Origin of the sequence: Devosia rhizoryzae (genome assembly GCF_016698665.1) — a bacterium.
Lineage (GTDB): Bacteria > Pseudomonadota > Alphaproteobacteria > Rhizobiales > Devosiaceae > Devosia > Devosia rhizoryzae.
This window is the reverse complement of sequence record NZ_CP068046.1, coordinates 2,246,347-2,266,707: the sequence shown is the minus strand read 5'-3', so window position 1 is coordinate 2,266,707 and position 20,361 is coordinate 2,246,347. Positions and strand designations below refer to the sequence as shown.

The window sequence follows — 20,361 nt, the reverse complement described above, 5'->3', positions numbered from 1 at the left end:
GCATGCGCCCGCTCGAAAGCTATATCGCCGACCAGGGACCAAAACCCTTGGCCGAGGGCCGTGCCGTGGCCAGTGCGGGTAATCCGATAGTTACAGAAACCGCGATCCGCATCATGTCCGACGGCGGCAACGCTGCCGACGCGGCTATTGCAGCAGCGCTGGTGCAAGCCGTGGTCGAGCCGCATCTGACCAGCCATGCCGGCATGGTGTCTTGCCTGTATTGGGATGGCGCCAAAGGCGAAGCGCAGCAGCTCAACGCCTTGGGCACGCTGGCGCCCGATCTGCCGCCGTTCCGGCCGATCAATGGGGTTGGAGGCTGGGCCCGCGAAGGGGCACCCGGCCCGCAGGCCGCCATTCCCGGCTTCATGCCCGGACTTGCCGCCTTGCACGAACGCTATGGCAGCAAAAGCTGGGCTGAGCTCTGCACTCCGGCAGTCGAATGGGCAGAACGCGGCCATGCCGTGTCCTCGTTCGAATATGGCGTCAACGTCTTTGCCGCGCCGTTCTGCACCTATTTCGAGTCCGGCCGCGCCGTCTTCATGCCCAATGGCTATCTGACGCCAGTGGGGCAGGTGGTGCGTAACCCGGCCATTGCCGTGACCATGAAACGGCTTGCGGAGAAGGGGCCGGATTATTTTACGACCGGTGGCTGGGCCAAGGCATTTATCGCCGCTGGCAACGAGCTCGGCTGGCCAGTGCGCCTCGACCACCTCACCGCCAATCCGCCGCGCTGGCAGACGCCGCTGCGCTTCACCCATCGCGGCCACGAGATTGTCGGTCTGGCTCCGCCCGAGCGGCAAGGCGCTTTCTGCGCCATGGTGCTGGGCATTCTCGATCATGCCGGCATCGATGAGATGGAGCCGTTTGGCGCATATTACGTCTTCACCATGGCACATGCGTTGCGCCTCGCTGAACACGCCTGCGGCTTCATGCATGATCCGATGGTGGCGGGCGATGCGGCAGCGGTGTTGATGGACCCGGCATATCACGCGAGCCAAGCCAGGCTTATCGCAGCCAGCAAGCCGCATGTCGACCTCACCGAGCATGTCCGCCTTACCCGAGGCCGCGCGGCTCTCGCCGCCAGTGGCTGGAACAGCGCCAGCCGCAAGCCGCCCGTCGGCTCCTGCGAAATCTCGATCGTCGATGCCCAAGGCAACTGGATCCAGATGATGAACACCATCCAGTCCGGAGGCATCCCAGGCATGGCGGTGGATGGCGTCTTCATGATGGGCTCGCATGAGCAGACATCGATGAATTCGCATTTTTCGAACTTTCGGGTGCCCGGCGCGCGAATGCGCAACATCTTGGGCAACACGTTTGTCCTCAAGGACGGTGCGCCTTGGCTGGCCCTCGGCACGCCTGGCAATGTCTATGCCACGGTGGCGCAGTTGCTTGTCCACATTCTCGATTTCGGCATGGACCCACAGGAGGCATCCGACGCGCCGCGCATGCTGCCACTCGAGGATGACTACACACTTCATGTCGAGAGCCGCCTGTCAGCCAAGACGGTAACGGAGCTCACGTCCATGGGCCTCCTGCTCGGACCCATGCCGCAATGGGACTGGAACCAGGGATCGTTCCAGATGAGTTGGCGCGACGGCGGCCGCCTCAAGAGCAGCGCCGACTTCCGCCGTACGGGAAGCGCGGATGCCATTTGCTAAAATAGACACCACAAATTCGCGCCACTGACGGTTGCATGACGTCTGCTAAGTCGGAGATTTTACCTAAAGCGGGCCGGCAGCAAACCACCCCGTTGAGGACACGGCCGTCACCAAAGCAGAACGGCCCCTTCCGGTAAATCGCAATGGTCGTCGGAACGGCCGGAATGGGGCGCATCTCCGACCACAATGGAAGCAGCAGTTCGTACGCAAAGCTGTCGTTAGCTCGCCCTTCAGTCGGCTAAGTCTGGGTGGCATTCGTTAACCGATTAATTGATGGATGCGACGACGCTTACTTGCGAACAGGCGGGGAGGGACGAAATGGGACATCGCCACCTACAAAGCTATGCAAAGTTGTGTTGCGTCATAGGAAGGCATTCGATACTTTGTAGGCGCCTAAGACACTGTAAGCAAATAGGAAATAGCTCCGTACCGGCACCGAAGGCAGAGGTCGTGAGTTCGAAGCTCGCTGGGCGCGCCAGTCTTCTTTCGTCATTGTTGTCGTGGTTCGATAAATAACGTTATCGAAGCCTGATGTCCGGTGGGCAGCCGACAGTGTCGATGATCTGCCGTTCGTATGCATAAAGGCATTGATCAGATCACCGCTGAAGGGCAGACCTATTGCTGACACTCCTCGAATTATCACCTGCGGGTACAATTGGCCCGGTTGCTGACCGGCAGCTCTCAGGCGGGTACATCGATATGGCTGCCATTCATCAGCGCTTCGGCGCACGGCTTTAACCCACCTTTCCCTGACATACCGGATGGGGGTGGCCGAATTGGCAAGCGCGGTCCTTTGCATGGCCACATCTTTGTGGCTATAGCCCGGAAGTACTAACCATCCAGGCCATCAGCCTGCCGCCAATGCCCGGATGCTGTTCGTTGAAACCGAGGGGAAACGAGTGGCGCTACGATCCTGCTGCGCCAATTAACCAGGGTCTCGTGCCATCTTGTGCCCTGCAGCATGGCCGTCCCGATGCCTAGGGGTGCTAATCCAGCTCGACTCAGCAGGTGCAATACGGCTGCCATTGACGTTCCTGAACTAATGACATCATCGACAACAACAATCCGGCGGTTCTCCAGCAGCGGCAAGGAGCGGGGATCAAGGAATAAGGTTTTTTGATGCGTGGGGCTGGTGATCGAAGACATGGGGGCCGAAAGCTCATCGCGATACCAGAACTTGCGGGATGTCCCCAAGGCCACCAAGCGAGGATGTCCCAGCCTTCGGGCAACATTGTTGGCCAGAGTTAGGCCAAGCGTGGGAACGCCGATAATGACATCGGGCGAAAAGGACTGAAGCATTTCGGCCAGGGCGGCGGAGATTGCATCCTCCACCGCAAAGCTCGCCTGATTGATGATCAGCGACGCCACCGCAGCCGTTCCGTCCCCCGGCAAGACGCGAATGGGCAGCAGAACCTGGCGACCATCGGGAAGCGATACCGGATAGCTGTCGACCCACCCCTCGGCGCGTGAAGCATGCGAGCCGGCGGGGTCGACGGTCTGCCAGAACTGGTGGGGAAGAAGCGACAATCACGGTTTCCTTGCTGGCCAAAGGCGGAGGGCGGATGCTAGGCCGACCCTATAACGATGAGCTTATAGTCCCATGTCCCACGGCCACAACGACCCTTTCGACCTCGATGCCATGATCAAGCTTCGGCGCGACCTTCATGCCCATCCCGAACTCGGCTTCGAGGAAGAGCGCACCAGCCAGATCGTTGCCGCAGAGCTCGAAGCCGCCGGCATCGAAGTGCACCGTGGAATGGGCAAGACCGGTGTCGTCGGCACCCTGCGCGTCGGCGATGGCTCCCGCTCGATCGCGCTCCGCGCCGATATGGACGCGCTGGCTATGCCCGAACTTGGTGATGTCCCCTATAAGTCCGGCACCGCCAACACCATGCATGCTTGCGGCCACGACGGACATACGGTCATGCTGCTTGCCGCCGCTAGACACCTGGCGCGGACCCGAGCCTTTTTCGGCACGGTCCATTTTATCTTCCAGCCCGCCGAAGAGGGCCGCGGCGGTGCCAAGGCCATGCTGGACGACGGCTTCCTCGATCGTTTCCCCATCGACACCGTTTATGGCCTTCACAACATGCCGGGCCTCGCCACAGACGAAATGGCCGTTGTCGTCGGCCCACAACTGGCGTCTTCAGACAGCTGGGAAGTCACCTTCCACGGCGTCGGCACCCATGGCGCCAAGCCTCATCTTGGGCGCGACGCCATGACCGCGGCCGCACATTTTCTCACTGCCATTCACACCATCGTTGCCCGCATCGTCGACCCGCTGCAGCCGGCCGTGGTCAGCGCCTGCGCCATCACAGGCGGCGACTTCCGGGCCCTCAACGTTATCCCCGACGATGTCCGCATCGGCGGCACGGCCCGCGCCTATACGCCTCAAGTGCGCGATCAGCTGGAAGCCGAAATCGGCACCTTGGCCCAGGGCATCGCCACCACCTTCGGCATTCGCGCCAGCTACGAGTTCAAGCGCCGCATTCCCCCCGTCGTCAATGCCGCCGGGCCCACTTCGGTAGCGCTCAAGGCCGCCGAGGCCGCTACCGGTCGACCCGTCGTCACCGACTTCCCGCCCTCGACGGCCGGCGACGACTTCGCCGAGTTCGGCAATCGCGTGCCCGGCTGCTATGTCTGGCTCGGCAACGGACCCGCCGTTGTCGGTGCCCTGCATCACAATTCGCGCTACGACTTCAACGATGCGGCCATCGAAACCGGCGCCCGCTTCTGGACCGCAGTGGTCGAAGAGGAGCTGCGCTAGCGCAGCCCCTCCGCCAAAAGCGCAAGCACGCCTGCTGCGTCGACCCGCATCGCGACGGATACCGGCGAACCAGCCTCGTCCTGGATCAGCCCACCGGCATCGGTGTCATCGCTGACATTGACCGACAACCGATAGCTGTCGACCCCAAAGAGCTCCGGCGCCAGCGCCAGCACCATGACGCACGGATCGTGTAGCGGCCTGCTGGTCTTTTCATCCTGAACATAGGCCGTCAGCAGCGCCGCGGCAGTATCGCCAGCCACCGTGCCGCGCAGTCCCTCGACATAGTCCCGATCGGCGCGGATGCGACGCGTGACATCGAGCGGGATCAGCGTCGTTCTTACGCCGCTTGCAAGCACCAGTGCGGTCGCCTCCGGATCGGCGGCAAAGTTGAATTCCGACGTCGGTCCGGCATTGCCCTTTTCCACAATGGCGCCACCCATGACGATCAGGTGCCCGATACGGCTTGCCGCCTGCGGATGAGTTTCGATCAGCTGCGCGACATTGGTCAGTGGACCTAGCGCCAGGATATCGATCGAGCCGCTCGGCTCCGACAGCAACGTCTCGGCCATCCAGTCCACCGCGTCATCGCTCAAAAGCGGCGCTGCTGCCGGGAGCGTGACGCCACCTAGCCCGTCATTGCCGTGGATTTCGGCCGCATCGATGGTCTTGCGCCGCAGCGGCCCCGACGCCCCGGCCACGACCGGAATGTCGCTCCGCCCCATCGCGGCAAGCAGGCCCCCCGCATTCGCCGTCGTCCGCGCCAGCCCGATATTGCCCGCCACCGTCGTCAGGCCCAGCACCTTGAAGCGGTCGCTCGCCAAGCCAAAAAGAATGGCCACCGCGTCGTCGAGGCCAGGATCGGTATCGATGATGACCTTTCTATTCATAAAGCGGCGCCAGCACCATTTCCGGAACCTTCACCAACCCCTTGTCGGTGATGCGGATCTCGGGGATTACCGACAATGGGATCAGGTTGAAGCCCATATAGGGAATGGTGCAGCCGGCATTTTGCCATGCGGTCTTGAGCGCCTGGTTTTCCGCCGCGACCTCATGCACGCGCTTGTCCGACATGAGGCCCGCGACCGGCAGGCCGACAAAGGCTTTCACCTGCCCATTCTGCACGACGACAATGCCGCCCTTGGCTGCCTCAATCGTTTTGAGCGCGAGCGCCATGTCAGCCTCATTCGTCCCGGCAAGGATGATGTTGTGGCTGTCATGACCGACACTTGAACCCACCGCGCCGTTGGTGATGCCAAAATCCTGCAGCAGCCCATGCGCGATGCCACCGTCGGATTTCCCATGCCGTTCGATGATGGTGACGAAGCTCAGGTTGTGCTTCTCGAGGATCGTCGAACAGTCATTAGCCGGCTCGATCGCGACCTTCCGATGCGGCAAGACGATGCCGGGCATCTCGATGCCGATGGCATTGGCAACCACCGGGGCGGTCGGAAGTTCCGGCGTGAGTTTGAGGCCCGTGGGCAGGTGAACGGTATTATACGCCGCTTCGGGATAGCGGTAGCGCTGGTTGAGCGTCTCCTCGAGCAGCGGCGTGATCTTGCGGTCGTCGACTACAAGTTCGCCGCCATACCAGGTGCTGATCGGCTTCATGCTGTCGTCGAGCAGCAGGAGGTCCGCGCGGCGTCCGCCACCCAGCCCGCCGATCTCGTCCCCCAGGCCGAAGCGGGTCGCGCCATGCAGCGATCCCATGGACCAGGCCTGTTCCGGCTTCATGCCGCAGCGGATCGCCTCGCGCACGACCCAGTCGAGGCCGAAGCTTAAGAGGTCGTCTGCATCGCGATCGTCGGTGCAAACGCAAAACCGCTTGTGACTGGCGCCCAGCTCGGTGATCGGCTTGATCGCCTCGACGATCGAGTTCCAGGGCGTCGCCGGATTGCCGCCGCGCAAGAACACCCAGACCCCGGCATCAACGAAATTATTGGAGATGTCACGGTCGATGGCTTCGTGCGTATCGGTCACGCCGGCCGCGGCATAGGGCGCCACAAATTCGCGTCCGTAGATATGGCCCGACACCGGGCGGTTGCGCTTCAAGGCTTCGGCGATAATCGCATGGCTGCGCGGATCGCCCATGGCAACCGGTACGAAGTCCATCTTCTCGCCCAGGGCCATCGCCTCGGGCCACTTGTCGAACAAGGCGCCAATTTTTTCCGGCGTCAGGTCGCCACCAGCGGTTTCGAGTTCTGGCGACGTCGCTGGAACGGTCGAGGGCACGGTAAGGAAAATCGATAGCGGCGCCAGGCGCGCGTCTTCCAGCATCGCCGCGACGCCCGCCACATCCATGACATTGCCGATCTCGTGGCTGTCGCAAAAGATCGTCGTCGTGCCGTTAAGCAGCGCGGCTTCCGCATAGGCGCAAGCCGTGACCATCGAGCTTTCGATATGGATATGCGGATCGACCAGACCCGGTGCGATGATGCCACCACGCGCGTCATAAACGGCCTTGGGTGCTGGACCCTTGCGATGCGCACCCGACGGCATGACCGCAGCGATGCGACCATTGGCCACCCAAATTTCGCGATCCGCGGAGATGCGCTCGGAATAGGTCGAGAGTACCCTTGCGCCGGTGATCACGAGGTCCGCCGTTGCGCGGCCACCTGCGACGGCCGCCAGATGCATCGTGCTGGCATGAAGCGGCGCGACGGAGAAGCGGTTAAGGGTCATGGCTTGGTCTCCGCGAAGGCTGCGAGAATGCGCACCCAGGATCGGATGCCTTTGTGGAAGCTCGAGAGGTCGTATTTTTCGTTGGGACTATGGATGCGATTGTCGAAACGGCCAAAGCCGATCAGCAGCGCATCCATGCCCAACCGCTGCTTGAATTCACCGAGGATCGGGATCGAGCCGCCGGTGCCGGCAAGCGCCGTCTCGCGACCCCATTCGTCGCTAAGCGCTGTGCGCGCCGCGTTCAAAAGCGCGCCGTCGAGCGGCATGGCTTGGGCAGGCGCCGCAGCATAGGCCTTGAACGACACCGTGCAATCGGGTGGCAGAAGGCTTGTCACATAGTCGCGGAAAAGCTGCCTTATGCGGTGCGGATCCTGGCCGGCAACCAACCGGAAGCTCAGCTTTGCGCTAGCCTGAGCCGGAATAACCGTCTTGAAGCCATCGCCAGTATAGCCCGACCAGACCCCGTTGATCTCACAGGTCGGCCGCGCCCAAACCTGCTCCAACACCGAGCGACCGCTCTCGCCGGCGGGCGTCGTCAGTCCGACATCGGACAGGAATTTTTCGGCGTCGAAGGGCAGTCGGCTCCATTGCTCGACGACCTCTTGCGGCAGGTCCGCCACCCCATCGTAGAAGCCGGGTATGGCAACACTGCCATCCTCATCGTTCCGCAGCTTGCCGATAATGCTGCCGATGACTTGCGCGGCATTGCGCGCCGCGCTGCCGAACATGCCCGAATGCAGGTCCCGGTCGCCGCAGTTGATAGTGAACTCTTCCGATACGAAGCCGCGCCACATCGTGGTAATGGCCGGCGTGTCGCGGTCCCACATATCGGTGTCGCAGACCAGCATGACATCGGCCCGAAGGTTGTCGCCATGCTGTTCAAGAAACGGCCCAAGGCTCGGGCTGCCCGCTTCTTCCTCGCCCTCGAACAGCATCGAAACCCTGATCGGCAGCGCGCCCGTTTCAGCCTTCCAGGCGCGGCAAGCCTCGATGAAAGTCAGCAGCTGGCCTTTGTCGTCGGAAGCGCCGCGGCCAAGAATATGGGTCTCGCCATCCGGCTGCGGGGAAAGCGACGGCTCGAAGGGCGGCGTGTTCCAGAGGTTGAGTGGATCGACCGGTTGGACGTCGTAATGGCCGTAAAAGAGGACATGCGGCCCCTCGCTGGAGGGGCCATGGGCCACGACCATGGGGTGGCCCGCGGTGGCGCGCACGCTGGCATCGAAGTCGAGCGCCGACAGCTGATCCCGCAGCCACTCGGCAGCGCGCCGGCAGTCCGATGCATACTGGGCTTCAGTCGAAACCGAAGGAATGCGGATCAGCTCGAACAGGCGGTCGAGGCTGGCAGGAATGTCGGCGTCGACGCGGGCGAGGATGCGGTCAAGCTGGGTCATGGCTCTCGTCGATGCGGCGCATTTCGGCCTTGAAGGAATTGGCGATCTGGACGGCGTCACGCAGGGCGCCGACCGGGTCGAGCGTTTCCAGCCGACGATCCCGCATCAGCCATCGACCGGCAACCATCGAATGGGTAACGTCACTGGGCATCGCGGCAAAGACCAGCAGCGAATATGGGTCGTAGATCGGGTGCAGGCGTGGCGCGGCGAGGCTGATGCGGATGAGGTCCGCCTGCTTGCCGACCTCAAGCGAACCGGTCTGCAGGTTAAGGCTCAGCACCCGGGCGCCCTCGATGGTCGCCATGCGCACGACTTCCACAGCAGGCAGCGGCTTGCGCGAACCGCCCAGAAGCTTGGCAAACATCGAGACCGGCGCGAACTGGGAGAAGAGATCGAGCGTATTGCCGCTCATCGCGCCGTCGCTGCCGATGCCGACGGGCAGGCCGGCATTGCGCATCTTTTCCACCGGCGAAATGCCCCGCCCTGCCTTGCCATTGGAGCGCGGATTGGTGGCGACGCAGATTTGCGCCTCGCTCATCATGGTGATGTCGGCATCGTCGAGCTGCAGGCAATGCGCGGCGATGAGATTGGGTTTGAGGAGACCCGCATCGCGCGTCACCGCGACCGTGCTCTGATCATGCGTTTTTCGCGCCCATTCCACTTCGAGCGTGCTTTCCGCCAGATGCATCTGCACCGGAACATCCGGGTTGGCATGGGACCAGTCAGCAATGCGCTCCATGACGGCACGGCCAGTAGAGTAGGGCGCATGCGGCGCGATCGAGGGCGTCACCAGGGGATGATCGCGGTAACGATCGACTAACTCGTCAACGCGCGCAAAACCCGCGTCGAAACTCTTGTGGTCCGGCGGATCGAAATCGGCCAGCGTCTGCCCAACGATGGCGCGCAGCCCGGAGAGATCGCAGACTTCTGCCATTTCGGTCTCGAAATAATACATGTCGGCGACTGTGGTCACGCCGCCCTGGATCATTTCGACAGCCGATAGCGTCGAGCCGATCCGCACCATCTCGGCCGTAACGAATTTGCGCTCGAGCGGCAGGATGTAGCGATAAAGCCGATCGTCCACATCTTCGGCCAAGCCGCGGAAAACGGACATCCCCATATGGCAGTGAGTGTTGACCATGCCCGGCATGACGATGTCGCCGCCGCAGTCGACGATCTCAGCGCCAGTTTTTGTAGGCGGAAGGCCAGACCCGATCCCGGTTATAGTCGAGCCGTCGATGCGCACCCAGCCTGGATTGTGCTCGCTCAGAGTGTCGTCGAGCGTCAAAACCCAGGCATTGGTGAGAAGGATCGTCATTCCGGCGATAGGATCGTGCACTGTTCGGGGACGGGCACGAGCTTGACGGTGACACCAGGCTCCAGCGGCCGGGTTAGCGGGCCATTGGCTATCAGTGCGCCCGCCGGCGTTTCGGCCTGATACTGATAGGCGCGCCCGAGATAGGTGCGCAGCCCGAGCGTTGCCGGAATGCCTTCCATGGCGGCATTGTCGGTGACTTGGAGGCCATCGGCCCGGCAGGCCATGATGAAGCGATCCGGAATATCGCCGAACTGCTCGAGTCCCAGCGTCAAGCGCACCCCGCCCGCCATCTCGGCTGTGATCTTTGCGCCATCGCGCTCCACAACCGTCATGGGGATCAGGTTTTCGAAGCCGACAAATCGCGCCACAAAGGCATTTGCCGGGCGCTGGTAAAGCCGCTCGGGCGTGTCGAGCTGCATGATGCGGCCGGCATGCATGATCGCGACGCGATCCGAGATGGAAAACGCTTCTTCCTGGTCATGCGTGACATAAACCGAGGTCGTGCCATTGGCCCGCTGCAGCTGGCGAATTTCAACGCGCATGTCGATGCGCAGCTTGGCGTCGAGGTTGGACAGCGGCTCGTCGAACATCAAGAGCGGCGGCTCGATGACGAGCGCGCGGGCCAAGGCGACACGCTGTTTCTGACCACCCGAAAGGGCGCCAGGCAGGCGGTCGGCAAGATGGGCGAGACCCACGCGCTCCAGCATGGCGGTGACGCGCTTGGATTTCGCTTCGCCGGAAATGCCGCGCTGCTTGAGACCGAAGCCGACATTGTCCGCCACCGACAGGTGCGGAAAGAGCGCATAGTTCTGGAACACGAGCCCGATATCGCGCTGGTGTGGCGGCAGGCGGGTGAGGTCGCGGCCGCCCAGGGTAATGGTGCCTGATGTCGGCTGCAGGAAGCCGGCGACAAGACGCAGGGTCGTGGTCTTGCCGCAGCCGGAGGCGCCGAGCAGGGAGACGAGTTCGCCTTCGCCAACGGCAAGCGAGAGGTCTTCCAGCACTTTGGTGGTGCCGTAATGCGCGGAAATGGAATCGAGGGTAAGGGACTGGGTCATAAGATCATTTGGCCAGGAAGGTGAGGCCGAGCGTACGCTCGACAACGGCCATCACGGCCACGGTAAGGATCATCAACAGCACCGAAACCGAAGCTACGGTGGGATCGAAGAACTGCTCCATATGCGCGAGCAACTGAATGGGAAGGGTCGAAAGCCCCGGCCCCGTCAGGAAGATCGAGATGGAGACGTCATTGATCGAGGTGATGAAGGCGAGAATGAAGGCCGCGATGACGCCCGAGCGCACGTTGGGCAAAAGCACGGTGAAGAAGGTCTTGAGCGGTGGAGAGCCCAGGCTGATCGCTGCTTCTTCGATGGAGAAATCGAATGAGGCCAGCGAGGCGCTGATCACCCGCACCACATAGGGCAAGACGATCAGCGCGTGGCCGAACAGCAGCGAGAGGTAGATCGGCGAGTTCAACTGGACGGCGACGTTCTTGAGCAGCGAAAAGCCCAGCACCAGCTCGGGCACCAGTACGGGCAGGATGAACAGCGTTGAGAGCCAGCCCGGCAGCTGGATGCGGTGGCGATTGAGCGCATAGGCGGCCGGAATACCGATGATCAGGGCGATCGTCGTCGAGAGCAGGGCAATCTGCAGGCTCGTCAGGATCGTGCGGCGGAACGCGTCGATGGCAAAGATGTTTTCGAACCAGCGTAGCGACAGGCCTTGCGGCGGAAAGGTCAGGTAGGTCGTGTCGCTGAGCGCCGCGCCGAGCACGATGATCAGCGGCCCGACCAGGAACATGAAGACCAGCGCAGTGCCGGCGATAAGCAGGGGATGGATATTGCGGGTCATCAGGCGGTCATCGGGTTGAGGCGGCGGGCCATGGCGTTCATCGCGGCGACGATGGCGATGGTGATGACGACCATGACGGCGGCGATGGTGGAGGCGGCGACCCAGTCAAAGGTGACCATGGCCTGCTGGTACATCAGCGTGCCCATCATCATCACCTGCTCGCCGCCCAAAAGCTGCGGCGTCGCGTAGGAGGTGAAGCTTCCGGTAAAAACCAGCACCGCGCCGACGATCAGGCCCGGAACGGCAAGGGGCAGGGTGACCTGCATGAAGGTTGCCGAGGGCTTTGCACCGAGCGAGGACGAGGCCTGGATCAGATCGTCCGGAATGGATTCCAGCACGCCGACCAGAGTCAGGATCATCAGCGGCACGAAGAGGTAGACCATGGCCACGATCACCGCGCCCTGCGTGTAGAGCATTTGGAATGGTTCGGCGATCAGTCCGAGATTGATCAGGGTCGAGTTGAGGATGCCGTTCTTGCCCAGAATAATGAGCCAAGCGAAGGAGCGGACGACAACGCCGGTCAAGAGCGGAAAGACCGCTGCGATGATCAGGATGGATTTGAGCCAGCCGGGCGCGCGCGACACGACATAGGCCGTCAAAAATCCGATCACCAGCGCGATCACGGTGACGGCCAGCGACACCTGGATAGTGCGAAACAGCACTGCGCGACGAAAGCCGCTGCCGAAAAATGCAGCATAGGTGGCGAACGGGCCGCCGGGCGTCGTGAATGTGGTGACGATCGTCGCCAGCACCGGCAGAACAAGAAAAACCACGACCAACAGCGTGGCAGGGGAGGCCAGAGTCCAGCCGGCGAAACGTTTCATACTATGGCCTTCAAGCAGAGCGGCGAGGCGGCCGTGGCCACCCCGCCAAAGTCGATTACATGCCGAAGATTTCGTTCCAGCGGTCGACCCAACCGCCCTTGGCGGCGTTCATCTTGGCATAGTCGATGCGCTGCAGGCCGGCGATCACGTCGGCACCATAGGTCCAAAGCGATGCTTGTTCTGGCGTCAGTTCAACCGAAGTCACGACCGGAGCATCGACGCCCTGTTCGGCCAGCTGCTGCTGGATTTCGGGCGACAGGATAAAGTTTATGAACTCGTAGGCCAGCTCGGGCTCGGCAGCACCGGTCGGGATGTTGACGGTGTTAAGCGTTGCGATCGCGCCTTCTTCAAGCTCGGCCCACTCGACGGTCGGAACGGCGGCCTGGATCTGCCCGAGGGTGAAGTCCTGTGCGACGGCGGCAGTGATCTCACCGGTCGAGAACAGGTTGATCATTTCCGAGCCGGTATTGTAGTTCTTGACCACATTCGGCTTGAGCTCTTCGACTGCTGCAAAGGCTGAGTCTTGGTCGGCAAAGGCGTCGACGCCAGCGTGATCGCCGGCCTTCATCACGACCATCGGACCGGCCGTGGTGGTGATGCCGGGAAGGGACAGCGAACCGGCGAGGTCTTCGCGCCAGAGATCTTCCCAGGACGTGATGGGGGTCGCGACTTTGGCGGTGTCGTAAACGATGCCGACGCGGCCAATCGTATAAGCCGGGCCGTAGCCGCCCTGCGGGTCCTTGGCGAGATCATAGATGCCGGCAAGGTTCGGCAACTTGGCCGGATCGATCTTCTGGAACAGGCCGGCTTCGATGCCCTGCTGGCTGAAGCTGTCGGAGAAGTAGGCGACGTCGACGCCCGCGCCGTTGCGGATCTGGATCTTGTTGAGGCGCTCGCCATTGTTGCCGGTTTCGAACACGATCTCGCAGCCGCACTGCTCGCGGAAGGGCGCCAGCACGATGGATTCGAGCTTTTCGCCGTTAAAACCCCACCAGGAGATGGTCAGCGTCTTGCCCTGTGCCATTGCCGGGGCAGCAGACAGCATGGCCGTGGCGGAGATCGCCAGAGCGGTAACGAAGAACTTGTTCATAGACGGCTTCCTGTTCGCGTCGGCTAGGCACGACGGCTGATTAATATTTTGCTCCCCGCTGCAAAGCCTATTTTTGCGGCGGTGCGACTGCAAGCTCAATCTTTAAGCGCGCACCAGCTTTGCACCACATCTATTTGCTTGACCCGATAGGGCGCTCTGACGAGTTTGCCGGCGAGATCAAGCACGAGAGACCAGCCCTATGAGCCAGGCGCCAGAAGACCTCCTGATCAGCGCCGCTGACGAAGTCAAAATCCGCCAGAATCTTGCTTTGGTCGCCTTGGGCAAGCGGCCGGCAAACCGCGCCATTCGCGTCGGCCGGCTCCTCGATGTTCACGGCCGCCGCTGGCATGACGACCAGGAAATCGTGGTTTCGGGCCGGCGCATCGCCTGGGTGGGACCGACCGGAAAATACCCCGGCGTCGTCGACGAGCGTATCGATCGCTCGCATCTGGCGGCTGTCCCCGGCTTTGGCGAAGTGCACAAGCATATCGAATCGAGCCACCTGACGCCCGAATACGAGGCGGCTCTCGTTCTGCCCTTTGGCTGTACCTGGACCTGCGAAGCCAGCCACGAGTTTTCCAACGTCAACGGGCCGAAAAACCTTGAATTCTGGCTCAAGGCACGTCTCGCCGGCTCGCCGATGAAGATCTTCCCGCTGCCCGGCTCGGCAGTGCCGCCGACAGCCTATGAATGGGGCGGCGGTCACTTCGGCTATGATGAACAACGTGACTTTCTTTCCAGCCAGTTGATGGTGGCCGGCCTCGACGAAGTCATGGACTGGCCTGCCGTCTGGAACCCGGAAAACCCATCTTACGAGCGGCTTTGGGGCATGATCGGCGCAACCTTCGAGCAGCGCGGCGTTGTCGAAGGCCACGCCGCCGGCATGCGCGCCATCGACGATATCAACGCTTTCGCCGCAGCCGGCATGGCCTCCGACCACGAAGCCTGGACCCCTGAGGAAGTCGCCGACAAGCTGCGACGTGGCCTCTTCATGGAAATCCGCCCGCATTCGCTCAAAGAGATCGTCACCGGCCTCCTGGCGTCCGGCCAGGAGGACTGGTCGCAGTTTGCGCTCTGCACCGATGATCGGTCCTGCTCCGACACCATGAAGCTGGGCGCCACCGACCACAATGTACGGCTCGCCATCGAAGCTGGCCTTGCGCCCGAAATCGCCATCCAGCTCGTGACCATCAACCCGGCACGCCACATGCGCCTCACGCCATGGGTCGGCTCGATCGCGCCCGGTCGTTTCGCCGATCTGGTCCTACTCGACGACGTCCAAACCCTGTCCATCGCCGAGGTCTGGGCCGATGGGCAGCAGGTGTCTAAGGGCCGGGACTATGTGGGAGCGCTCCCGAGTATCGACTGGCCGGATTGGGCGACGCAAACCGTCACCATCGATCGCGAAATGACCGCCGACGACTTTGCCATCCACGCACCCGAGGGCCGGCAAAGCGTCAACGCTGCGCTGCTGCGGCCATTCCACTGGGCCGACGATTTCATCACCACCGAGCTCCCCGTACGCGATGGTCTCGTCGAGCGCGACCCTGATCGAAACATCACCAAGTTCGCCATCGTCGACCGCTTCTCCGGCGAAGGCAAAACCTCGGCCATGTTCTGGCTCGGTACGGGCCCGCGTACCGAGGATACGGCGCTGGCCTGTTCCATGGGCCACGACAAGCACAACATCTGGGTGGTCGGCTCCTCTGACGCCGCCATGGCCAAGGCCGTCAACGCCTTGCGGGAAACTCAGGGCGGCTGGGCCCTGGTGGGGCGCGGCGAACTCCTGGCGACCGTCAAATACGAGGTCGGCGGCCTCATGACCTGCCGCCCGGCACCCGAACTCGATAGGGAAATGCAGCAGCTCTACAAGGCTGGCGAAACCATCGACTGGATGTATGAGCCGACCTTCTCGCCGCGCTGGTGGCCCGGCTTTCCGGAACGCCTCGCCTTTGCAACGCTCACCTGCGCCCCCTGGCGCTGGGTGCTTGTCGCGCCGTCCCCGCTGGCGCCCAATGGCTTCGTCAACGTCGCCACCGGAGAGACGCACGATATCGTCTGGTAAACATAAGCGCCTGTTAATCCAGCCATCATTGGCCTTGCCAACAGCCATGCCTTGCCACTTAGATGAGCAGTCGGGAAGCGTGGGCGTTTTTTACACAGATCGGGAACTATGATGATGGATCAACTTAAACTCGGACGCCGCGCCTTCGTGTCGATGCTGGCCATCGGCACCGCTGTTGCGCTTTCCGGCGCAAGCTTTGCGCAGGACGTGATCAAGGTCGCCGCGGTCTGGACCGTGCCGGTCGAACAGCAATGGGCAAGCCGCCTGCACAATGCGCTGGTCGCGGCGCAGGAGCGCGGCGAGATCGAATACGTTTATTCCGAAAACACCACTGCCACCGACTATGAGCGCGTCATGCGCGAATATGCCGAGCAGGGCATCGCCCTTTTGATCGGCGAAGCCTTCGCCGTCGAGGCGCCGGCCCGCGCCGTGGCTGCCGATTATCCCGAGGTCAAGTTCCTGATGGGCTCGTCGCTGCCGCCCGTCGAACCCAACTTTGCGACCTTCGACAACTTCATTCAGGAACCGAGCTACCTGACCGGCATGATCGCTGGCGCCAAGACCGAGTCCAACGTCATCGGCATGGTCGGCGGCTTCGCCATCCCGGAAGTCAACCGCCTCATGAACGCCTTCATGGCCGGTGCATTGTCGGTCAATCCGGAAGCCAAGTTCTCGATCAGCTTCATCAATTCCTGGTACGATCCGCCAAAGGCCAAGGAAGCTGCCTTCGCGATGGTCGACGCTGGCGCTGACATTCTTTACGCCGAGCGTTTCGGTGTTTCCGACGCTGCCAAGGAACGCGGCATCCTCGCCATCGGCAACGTCATCGACACCGCAGCCGATTACCCCGGCACCATTCTCGCCAGCGCTCTTTGGCATGGCGAGCCGATGATCGACAAAGCCATTGCCGATGTGAAGGCTGGCTCTTTCACCGCTTCCGACTACGGTATCTATGCCTTCATGGAATATGGTGGCTCGAGCGCCGTTTACGACGAGGCTCTGGCTGGTCCCGAGGCTGTCGCCGCCGCCAAGGCCAAGGAAGCCGAAATCCTCGACGGCAGCTTCAAGGTCGAGATCAACGACTCCGAGCCGTCCTCCACCATGTAGTTTTCTGCCGGGCGCCCCGGGTGCCCGGCTCTTCTTTCTGGGGCGGGCATGGCCTTTTCCGACAGCATCGTCCTCTCGCTCGAAGGCATTACCAAGCGCTTCGGCAAGCTCGTCGCCAATGACGCGCTCGACCTGCAACTGCGTCGCAGCGAAATTCTTGCGCTCCTGGGCGAAAACGGCGCCGGCAAGACGACGCTGATGAACATCCTTTTCGGCCACTATGTGCAGGATGAGGGCCTAGTCCGCGCCGCCGATGCCCAAGGCAATCTCCAAACCCTGCCACCCGGCTCGCCCGGCGCCGCGCTCGATGCCGGCATCGGCATGGTGCACCAGCATTTTGCCCTCGCCGAAAATCTTTCCGGCCTCGACAATATCCGCCTCGGCACCGAAGGGCTTTTCGCCTTTGGCGGCAAAGCCGCTGCCCGCAAGAAAGTCGCACAGATCATAGCCGAAAGCGGGCTCGATGTTGACCTCGATCGCCCTGTCGCCGCGCTGACGGTCGGCGAAAAGCAGCGCGTCGAAATCTTGAAGGCACTCTACCGCAATGTCCGGGTGCTGATCCTAGACGAGCCCACAGCCGTCCTCACGCCCCAGGAATCAGACGGCCTCTTCACCGTGCTGCGCCGCCTGGCCAGCAATGGTCTGGGCGTCATCTTCATTTCCCACAAGCTCGGCGAAGTGCTCGCCGTGTCCCACCGCATCCTCGTCCTGCGCGGTGGCCGCAAGGCGGGCGAACTCGTCACCGCCAATGCCGACCGCCGCGCCATCGCCGATCTCATGGTCGGCAAAGCCGTTGCCGAAGTCGCCCGTACCCCTGCCACGCCGGGCAAGACTCTGCTCGAGTTTACGAACGTTCACCTCAAGCAGGGCTCGGCACGTCAGTCCCTGCGCGGCGTCAATTTTGCCTTGCGTGCCGGTGAGATCGTCGGCCTAGCCGGCGTCTCCGGCAACGGGCAGGGCGGTATCGCCGCCTTGATCTCGGGCCTTGCCGTACCCGACACTGGTGCAGTGCTCCTCAACGACAAGCCGATAAATGCCGCAGATCCTCGTGCTCTCGTCGCGGCTGGTGTCGCCCGCATGCCGGAAGACCGCCAACATGATGGCGTCGTCGGCACCATGAGCGTCGCCGACAATATCGCCATCGAAGAAGTTCGTGGCGCTGCCTTTTCGCGCATGGGCCTGCTCGATCGCAAAGCCATGGAAAGCCGCGCCACCAGCGCCATCGCCGCCTACGACATCCGCTGCCCTGGCCCGGACGCCGAGGCGCGACTCCTTTCCGGTGGAAATGTTCAAAAGCTGATCCTCGCCCGCGTGCTCGAACGCACGCCGCAGATCATTCTCGCCAATCAGCCTACGCGCGGCCTTGATGTCGGCGCCCAAGCCGAAGTGCATCGCCGCATCATCGCTGCCCGCGATCGCGGTGCCGCCGTGCTGGTCATCTCCGAAGACCTCGATGAATTGTTCGCGCTCGCCGATCGGTTCCTCGTCGTTCATGCCGGGGAAGTCAGCGATGCCGGACCGTCCGATCTCCTGGATCGCGGCGCGGTGGGTCTCTTGATGGCAGGACAGGCCGCATGAGCTTCCGTCTCGAACCACGCACCGATGCGTCCGTGGCGCTCAAGCTTTCCGTGTCGCTCGGTGCAGGCCTTGCCGCATTGCTCCTCGTCGCGGTCCCCGTGTTGTTCGCCGGGCGCAACCCCATCGAAGCCTATGGCCTCATCATTCAGGGCGCCTTTGGCTCTCTCTTCGCCCTGTCCGAAACGCTCAACCGCGCCACGCCGCTAATCCTCACCGGACTTGCAGCAGCCGTGGCATTCCGCGCCAAGCTCTGGAACATTGGCGCCGAAGGGCAGCTCTATATCGGCGCGCTCGCCGCAGTCCTTGTCGGCAGCGGCCTCCTGCAGATGCCGCCAGCGCTGCTCATCCCCACCGTGATGATTGCCGGTTTCCTCGCTGGCGGCATGATGATGGTACTCCCCACTATCCTCAAGCAGCGGTTCGGCGCCGATGAAGTCGTCATCACGCTGCTCCTCAATTTCGTCGTCATCCTCCTCGTGCAGATGCTGATCGAAGGTCCACTGAAGGACCCGCTCGCCATGGGCTGGCCCCAGTCGGTGCCGCTCCTTGCCGAGGCCAAGTTCGCCAAGCTCGTGCCTCGCCTGCGCATGCATTGGGGCCTGATCGTCGGCATCGGCGGCGCACTGATCCTCTGGTTCATGGTGCGCAAGACCGTGCTCGGCTTCGAGATCAAGGCCGTCGGTGAAAACCGCGCAGCCGCTCGCTTTGCCGGCATCCCGGTCGATGCTACCATGCTCAAGGTCGCGCTGATCTCCGGCGGTCTTGCGGGTCTTGCCGGCGTCAGCGAGGTGTCGGGCGTCAAGGGCTACCTCTCCGCCGACCTCTCGCCGGGCTTTGGTTATTCCGGCATCGTCGTCGCCATGCTGGCCGGTCTTTCCCCCGTCGGCACCGTATTCGCCGCCATCTTCGTCGCTGCCGTCTTCGTGGGCGCCGACTCCATGAGCCGCGCCACCGGCATCTCCAATTACCTCGCCGACCTCGTTGTCGCGCTGTCGCTGCTCTGCGTCCTCGTCGGCGCTTTCTTCCTCCGCTTCCGCGTGCGCTATGAACCCGCCGCGGCGCCGGTAGCGGGAGAATAGCCATGGACGTGCTGATCGAAATCTTCGGCTCCGCCAACTTCTGGGCCGCCGCCATCCGCATCGCCACCCCGCTGATCTTCGGCGTTCTCGGCGCGCTGATCTGCGAGCGGGCAGGGGTGCTCAATCTCGGTATCGAAGGCATCTTCGTTGCTGGCGCCATGGCCGGCTGGCTCGCCGTCTATCTCGGTGCCGGTCTCTGGGGCGGCGTCCTGGTTGCCATGCTCACCGGCGCCGTCTTTGGCCTGCTGCATGCGCTACTCACCGTCATCCTCGGCCTCTCGCAACACGTCTCGGGCATCGGCATCACCCTGCTGGCCACGAGCCTCAGTTACTTCACCTACCGCACAGCGCTTCCCAACGTGACCTCGCCGCCGCGCATCGTCCCGTTTAGCCCGCTCAATATCCCCGGCCTCAGCGACCTGCCCTTCATCGGCCCGGCGCTCTTCCAGCAAACGCCGCTGACCTTTCTCGCGTTGGCATTCGTCGCCCTTGTCGCCATCGTGCTCTACCGCACCCCCCTTGGCCTCGCCATTCGAGCCGTCGGTGATAATCCGGCCTCGGTTGAAGCCCAGGGCCTGTCCGTCCGAGGCCTGCGCATCGGTGCCGTCGTGGCCGGTTCGGCGCTGATGGCGCTGGGCGGCGCCTTCCTCACCATGTCGGCCTTCGACGCCTTCTTCTTCGGCATGGTCAATGGCCGTGGCTGGATCTGCATCGCTCTCGTCGTCTTCGCTTCCTGGCAGCCCGGCAAGGCATTGCTGGGCGCGCTGCTGTTCGGCGCATTTGACGCCTTCCAGATCCGCCTCCAGGCCGAAATCGGCCAGGTCGTTCCGGGCCAGGTCTTCCTGATGCTGCCCTATCTTTTGTCCATCGTGGCGCTTGTCCTTGTGGCCCGCCGCGCCGACTATCCCCGTGCCTTGCTGCAGCCCTGGTTCAAGGGCCAGCGCCACTAAC

Annotated in this window: 16 protein-coding genes; 7 read left to right on the top strand and 9 right to left on the bottom strand. The window is 62.7% G+C overall.

What is annotated here, in order from left to right; all coding sequences use genetic code 11:
• Window positions 1-2 precede the first annotated feature (2 nt).
• Window positions 3-1,661: a gamma-glutamyltransferase gene (locus JI748_RS11200; RefSeq protein WP_201630558.1), complete on the top strand. Its 1,659-nt coding sequence runs from the start codon at window positions 3-5 to the stop codon at window positions 1,659-1,661.
• Between the two features lie 831 nt (window positions 1,662-2,492).
• Here the strand turns inward: JI748_RS11200 and JI748_RS11195 are convergent.
• Window positions 2,493-3,188, bottom strand: a complete 696-nt coding sequence (locus tag JI748_RS11195; protein WP_201630556.1) for a phosphoribosyltransferase — start codon at window positions 3,186-3,188, stop codon at window positions 2,493-2,495.
• 73 nt (window positions 3,189-3,261) lie between these two features.
• Between JI748_RS11195 and JI748_RS11190 the strand changes: the two genes are divergently transcribed.
• A complete protein-coding gene (locus tag JI748_RS11190) occupies window positions 3,262-4,428 on the top strand; it encodes a M20 aminoacylase family protein (RefSeq protein ID WP_201630554.1) in 1,167 nt (388 codons plus the stop codon).
• Here JI748_RS11190 and JI748_RS11185 read toward each other — a convergent pair.
• From JI748_RS11185 to JI748_RS11150, 8 genes are read right to left on the bottom strand one after another with little or no spacing between them, the layout of a single operon-like run.
• Entirely contained in the window at window positions 4,425-5,315 is an 891-nt protein-coding gene (locus JI748_RS11185) for a nucleoside hydrolase (RefSeq protein ID WP_201630552.1), read from the bottom strand. The two genes, JI748_RS11190 and JI748_RS11185, sit on opposite strands and share 4 nt — an antisense overlap.
• Window positions 5,308-7,107 (bottom strand): adenine deaminase C-terminal domain-containing protein, encoded by a 1,800-nt coding sequence (locus JI748_RS11180; protein WP_201630550.1) that lies wholly within the window; start codon window positions 7,105-7,107, stop codon window positions 5,308-5,310. The genes JI748_RS11185 and JI748_RS11180 overlap by 8 nt, the downstream gene beginning before the upstream one ends.
• Window positions 7,104-8,498, bottom strand: a complete 1,395-nt coding sequence (locus JI748_RS11175; RefSeq protein WP_201630541.1) for a M20/M25/M40 family metallo-hydrolase — start codon at window positions 8,496-8,498, stop codon at window positions 7,104-7,106. Before JI748_RS11175 ends, JI748_RS11180 begins: the two co-directional genes overlap by 4 nt.
• Entirely contained in the window at window positions 8,485-9,816 is a 1,332-nt protein-coding gene (locus JI748_RS11170) for an amidohydrolase family protein (protein ID WP_201630539.1), read from the bottom strand. Before JI748_RS11170 ends, JI748_RS11175 begins: the two co-directional genes overlap by 14 nt.
• Window positions 9,813-10,874, bottom strand: coding sequence for an ABC transporter ATP-binding protein (locus JI748_RS11165; RefSeq protein ID WP_201630537.1), 1,062 nt, complete (start codon window positions 10,872-10,874; stop codon window positions 9,813-9,815). Before JI748_RS11165 ends, JI748_RS11170 begins: the two co-directional genes overlap by 4 nt.
• A gap of 4 nt (window positions 10,875-10,878) precedes the next feature.
• The gene (locus tag JI748_RS11160) at window positions 10,879-11,670 is read right to left on the bottom strand and encodes an ABC transporter permease (RefSeq protein ID WP_233280679.1); all 792 of its coding nucleotides are present in this window, start codon (window positions 11,668-11,670) and stop codon (window positions 10,879-10,881) included.
• Entirely contained in the window at window positions 11,667-12,491 is an 825-nt protein-coding gene (locus JI748_RS11155) for an ABC transporter permease (protein ID WP_201630533.1), read from the bottom strand. The genes JI748_RS11160 and JI748_RS11155 overlap by 4 nt, the downstream gene beginning before the upstream one ends.
• A gap of 55 nt (window positions 12,492-12,546) precedes the next feature.
• Window positions 12,547-13,581, bottom strand: a complete 1,035-nt coding sequence (locus JI748_RS11150; RefSeq protein WP_201630531.1) for an ABC transporter substrate-binding protein — start codon at window positions 13,579-13,581, stop codon at window positions 12,547-12,549.
• A gap of 199 nt (window positions 13,582-13,780) precedes the next feature.
• On the opposite strand from JI748_RS11150, the gene JI748_RS11145 reads away from it, so the two are divergent.
• The 5 genes from JI748_RS11145 (at window position 13,781) to JI748_RS11125 (ending at window position 20,360) form a co-directional block, all read left to right on the top strand.
• Entirely contained in the window at window positions 13,781-15,646 is a 1,866-nt protein-coding gene (locus JI748_RS11145; protein ID WP_201630529.1) for an adenine deaminase, read from the top strand.
• Between the two features lie 111 nt (window positions 15,647-15,757).
• The gene (locus tag JI748_RS11140; protein WP_201637265.1) at window positions 15,758-16,753 is read left to right on the top strand and encodes a BMP family protein; all 996 of its coding nucleotides are present in this window, start codon (window positions 15,758-15,760) and stop codon (window positions 16,751-16,753) included.
• Between the two features lie 48 nt (window positions 16,754-16,801).
• Window positions 16,802-18,331, top strand: coding sequence for an ABC transporter ATP-binding protein (locus tag JI748_RS11135; protein WP_201630527.1), 1,530 nt, complete (start codon window positions 16,802-16,804; stop codon window positions 18,329-18,331).
• Window positions 18,328-19,410, top strand: a complete 1,083-nt coding sequence (locus tag JI748_RS11130) for an ABC transporter permease (RefSeq protein WP_201630525.1) — start codon at window positions 18,328-18,330, stop codon at window positions 19,408-19,410. Before JI748_RS11135 ends, JI748_RS11130 begins: the two co-directional genes overlap by 4 nt.
• Window positions 19,411-19,412: 2 nt before the next feature.
• The gene (locus JI748_RS11125) at window positions 19,413-20,360 is read left to right on the top strand and encodes an ABC transporter permease (protein WP_201630523.1); all 948 of its coding nucleotides are present in this window, start codon (window positions 19,413-19,415) and stop codon (window positions 20,358-20,360) included.
• Window position 20,361 lies beyond the last annotated feature (1 nt).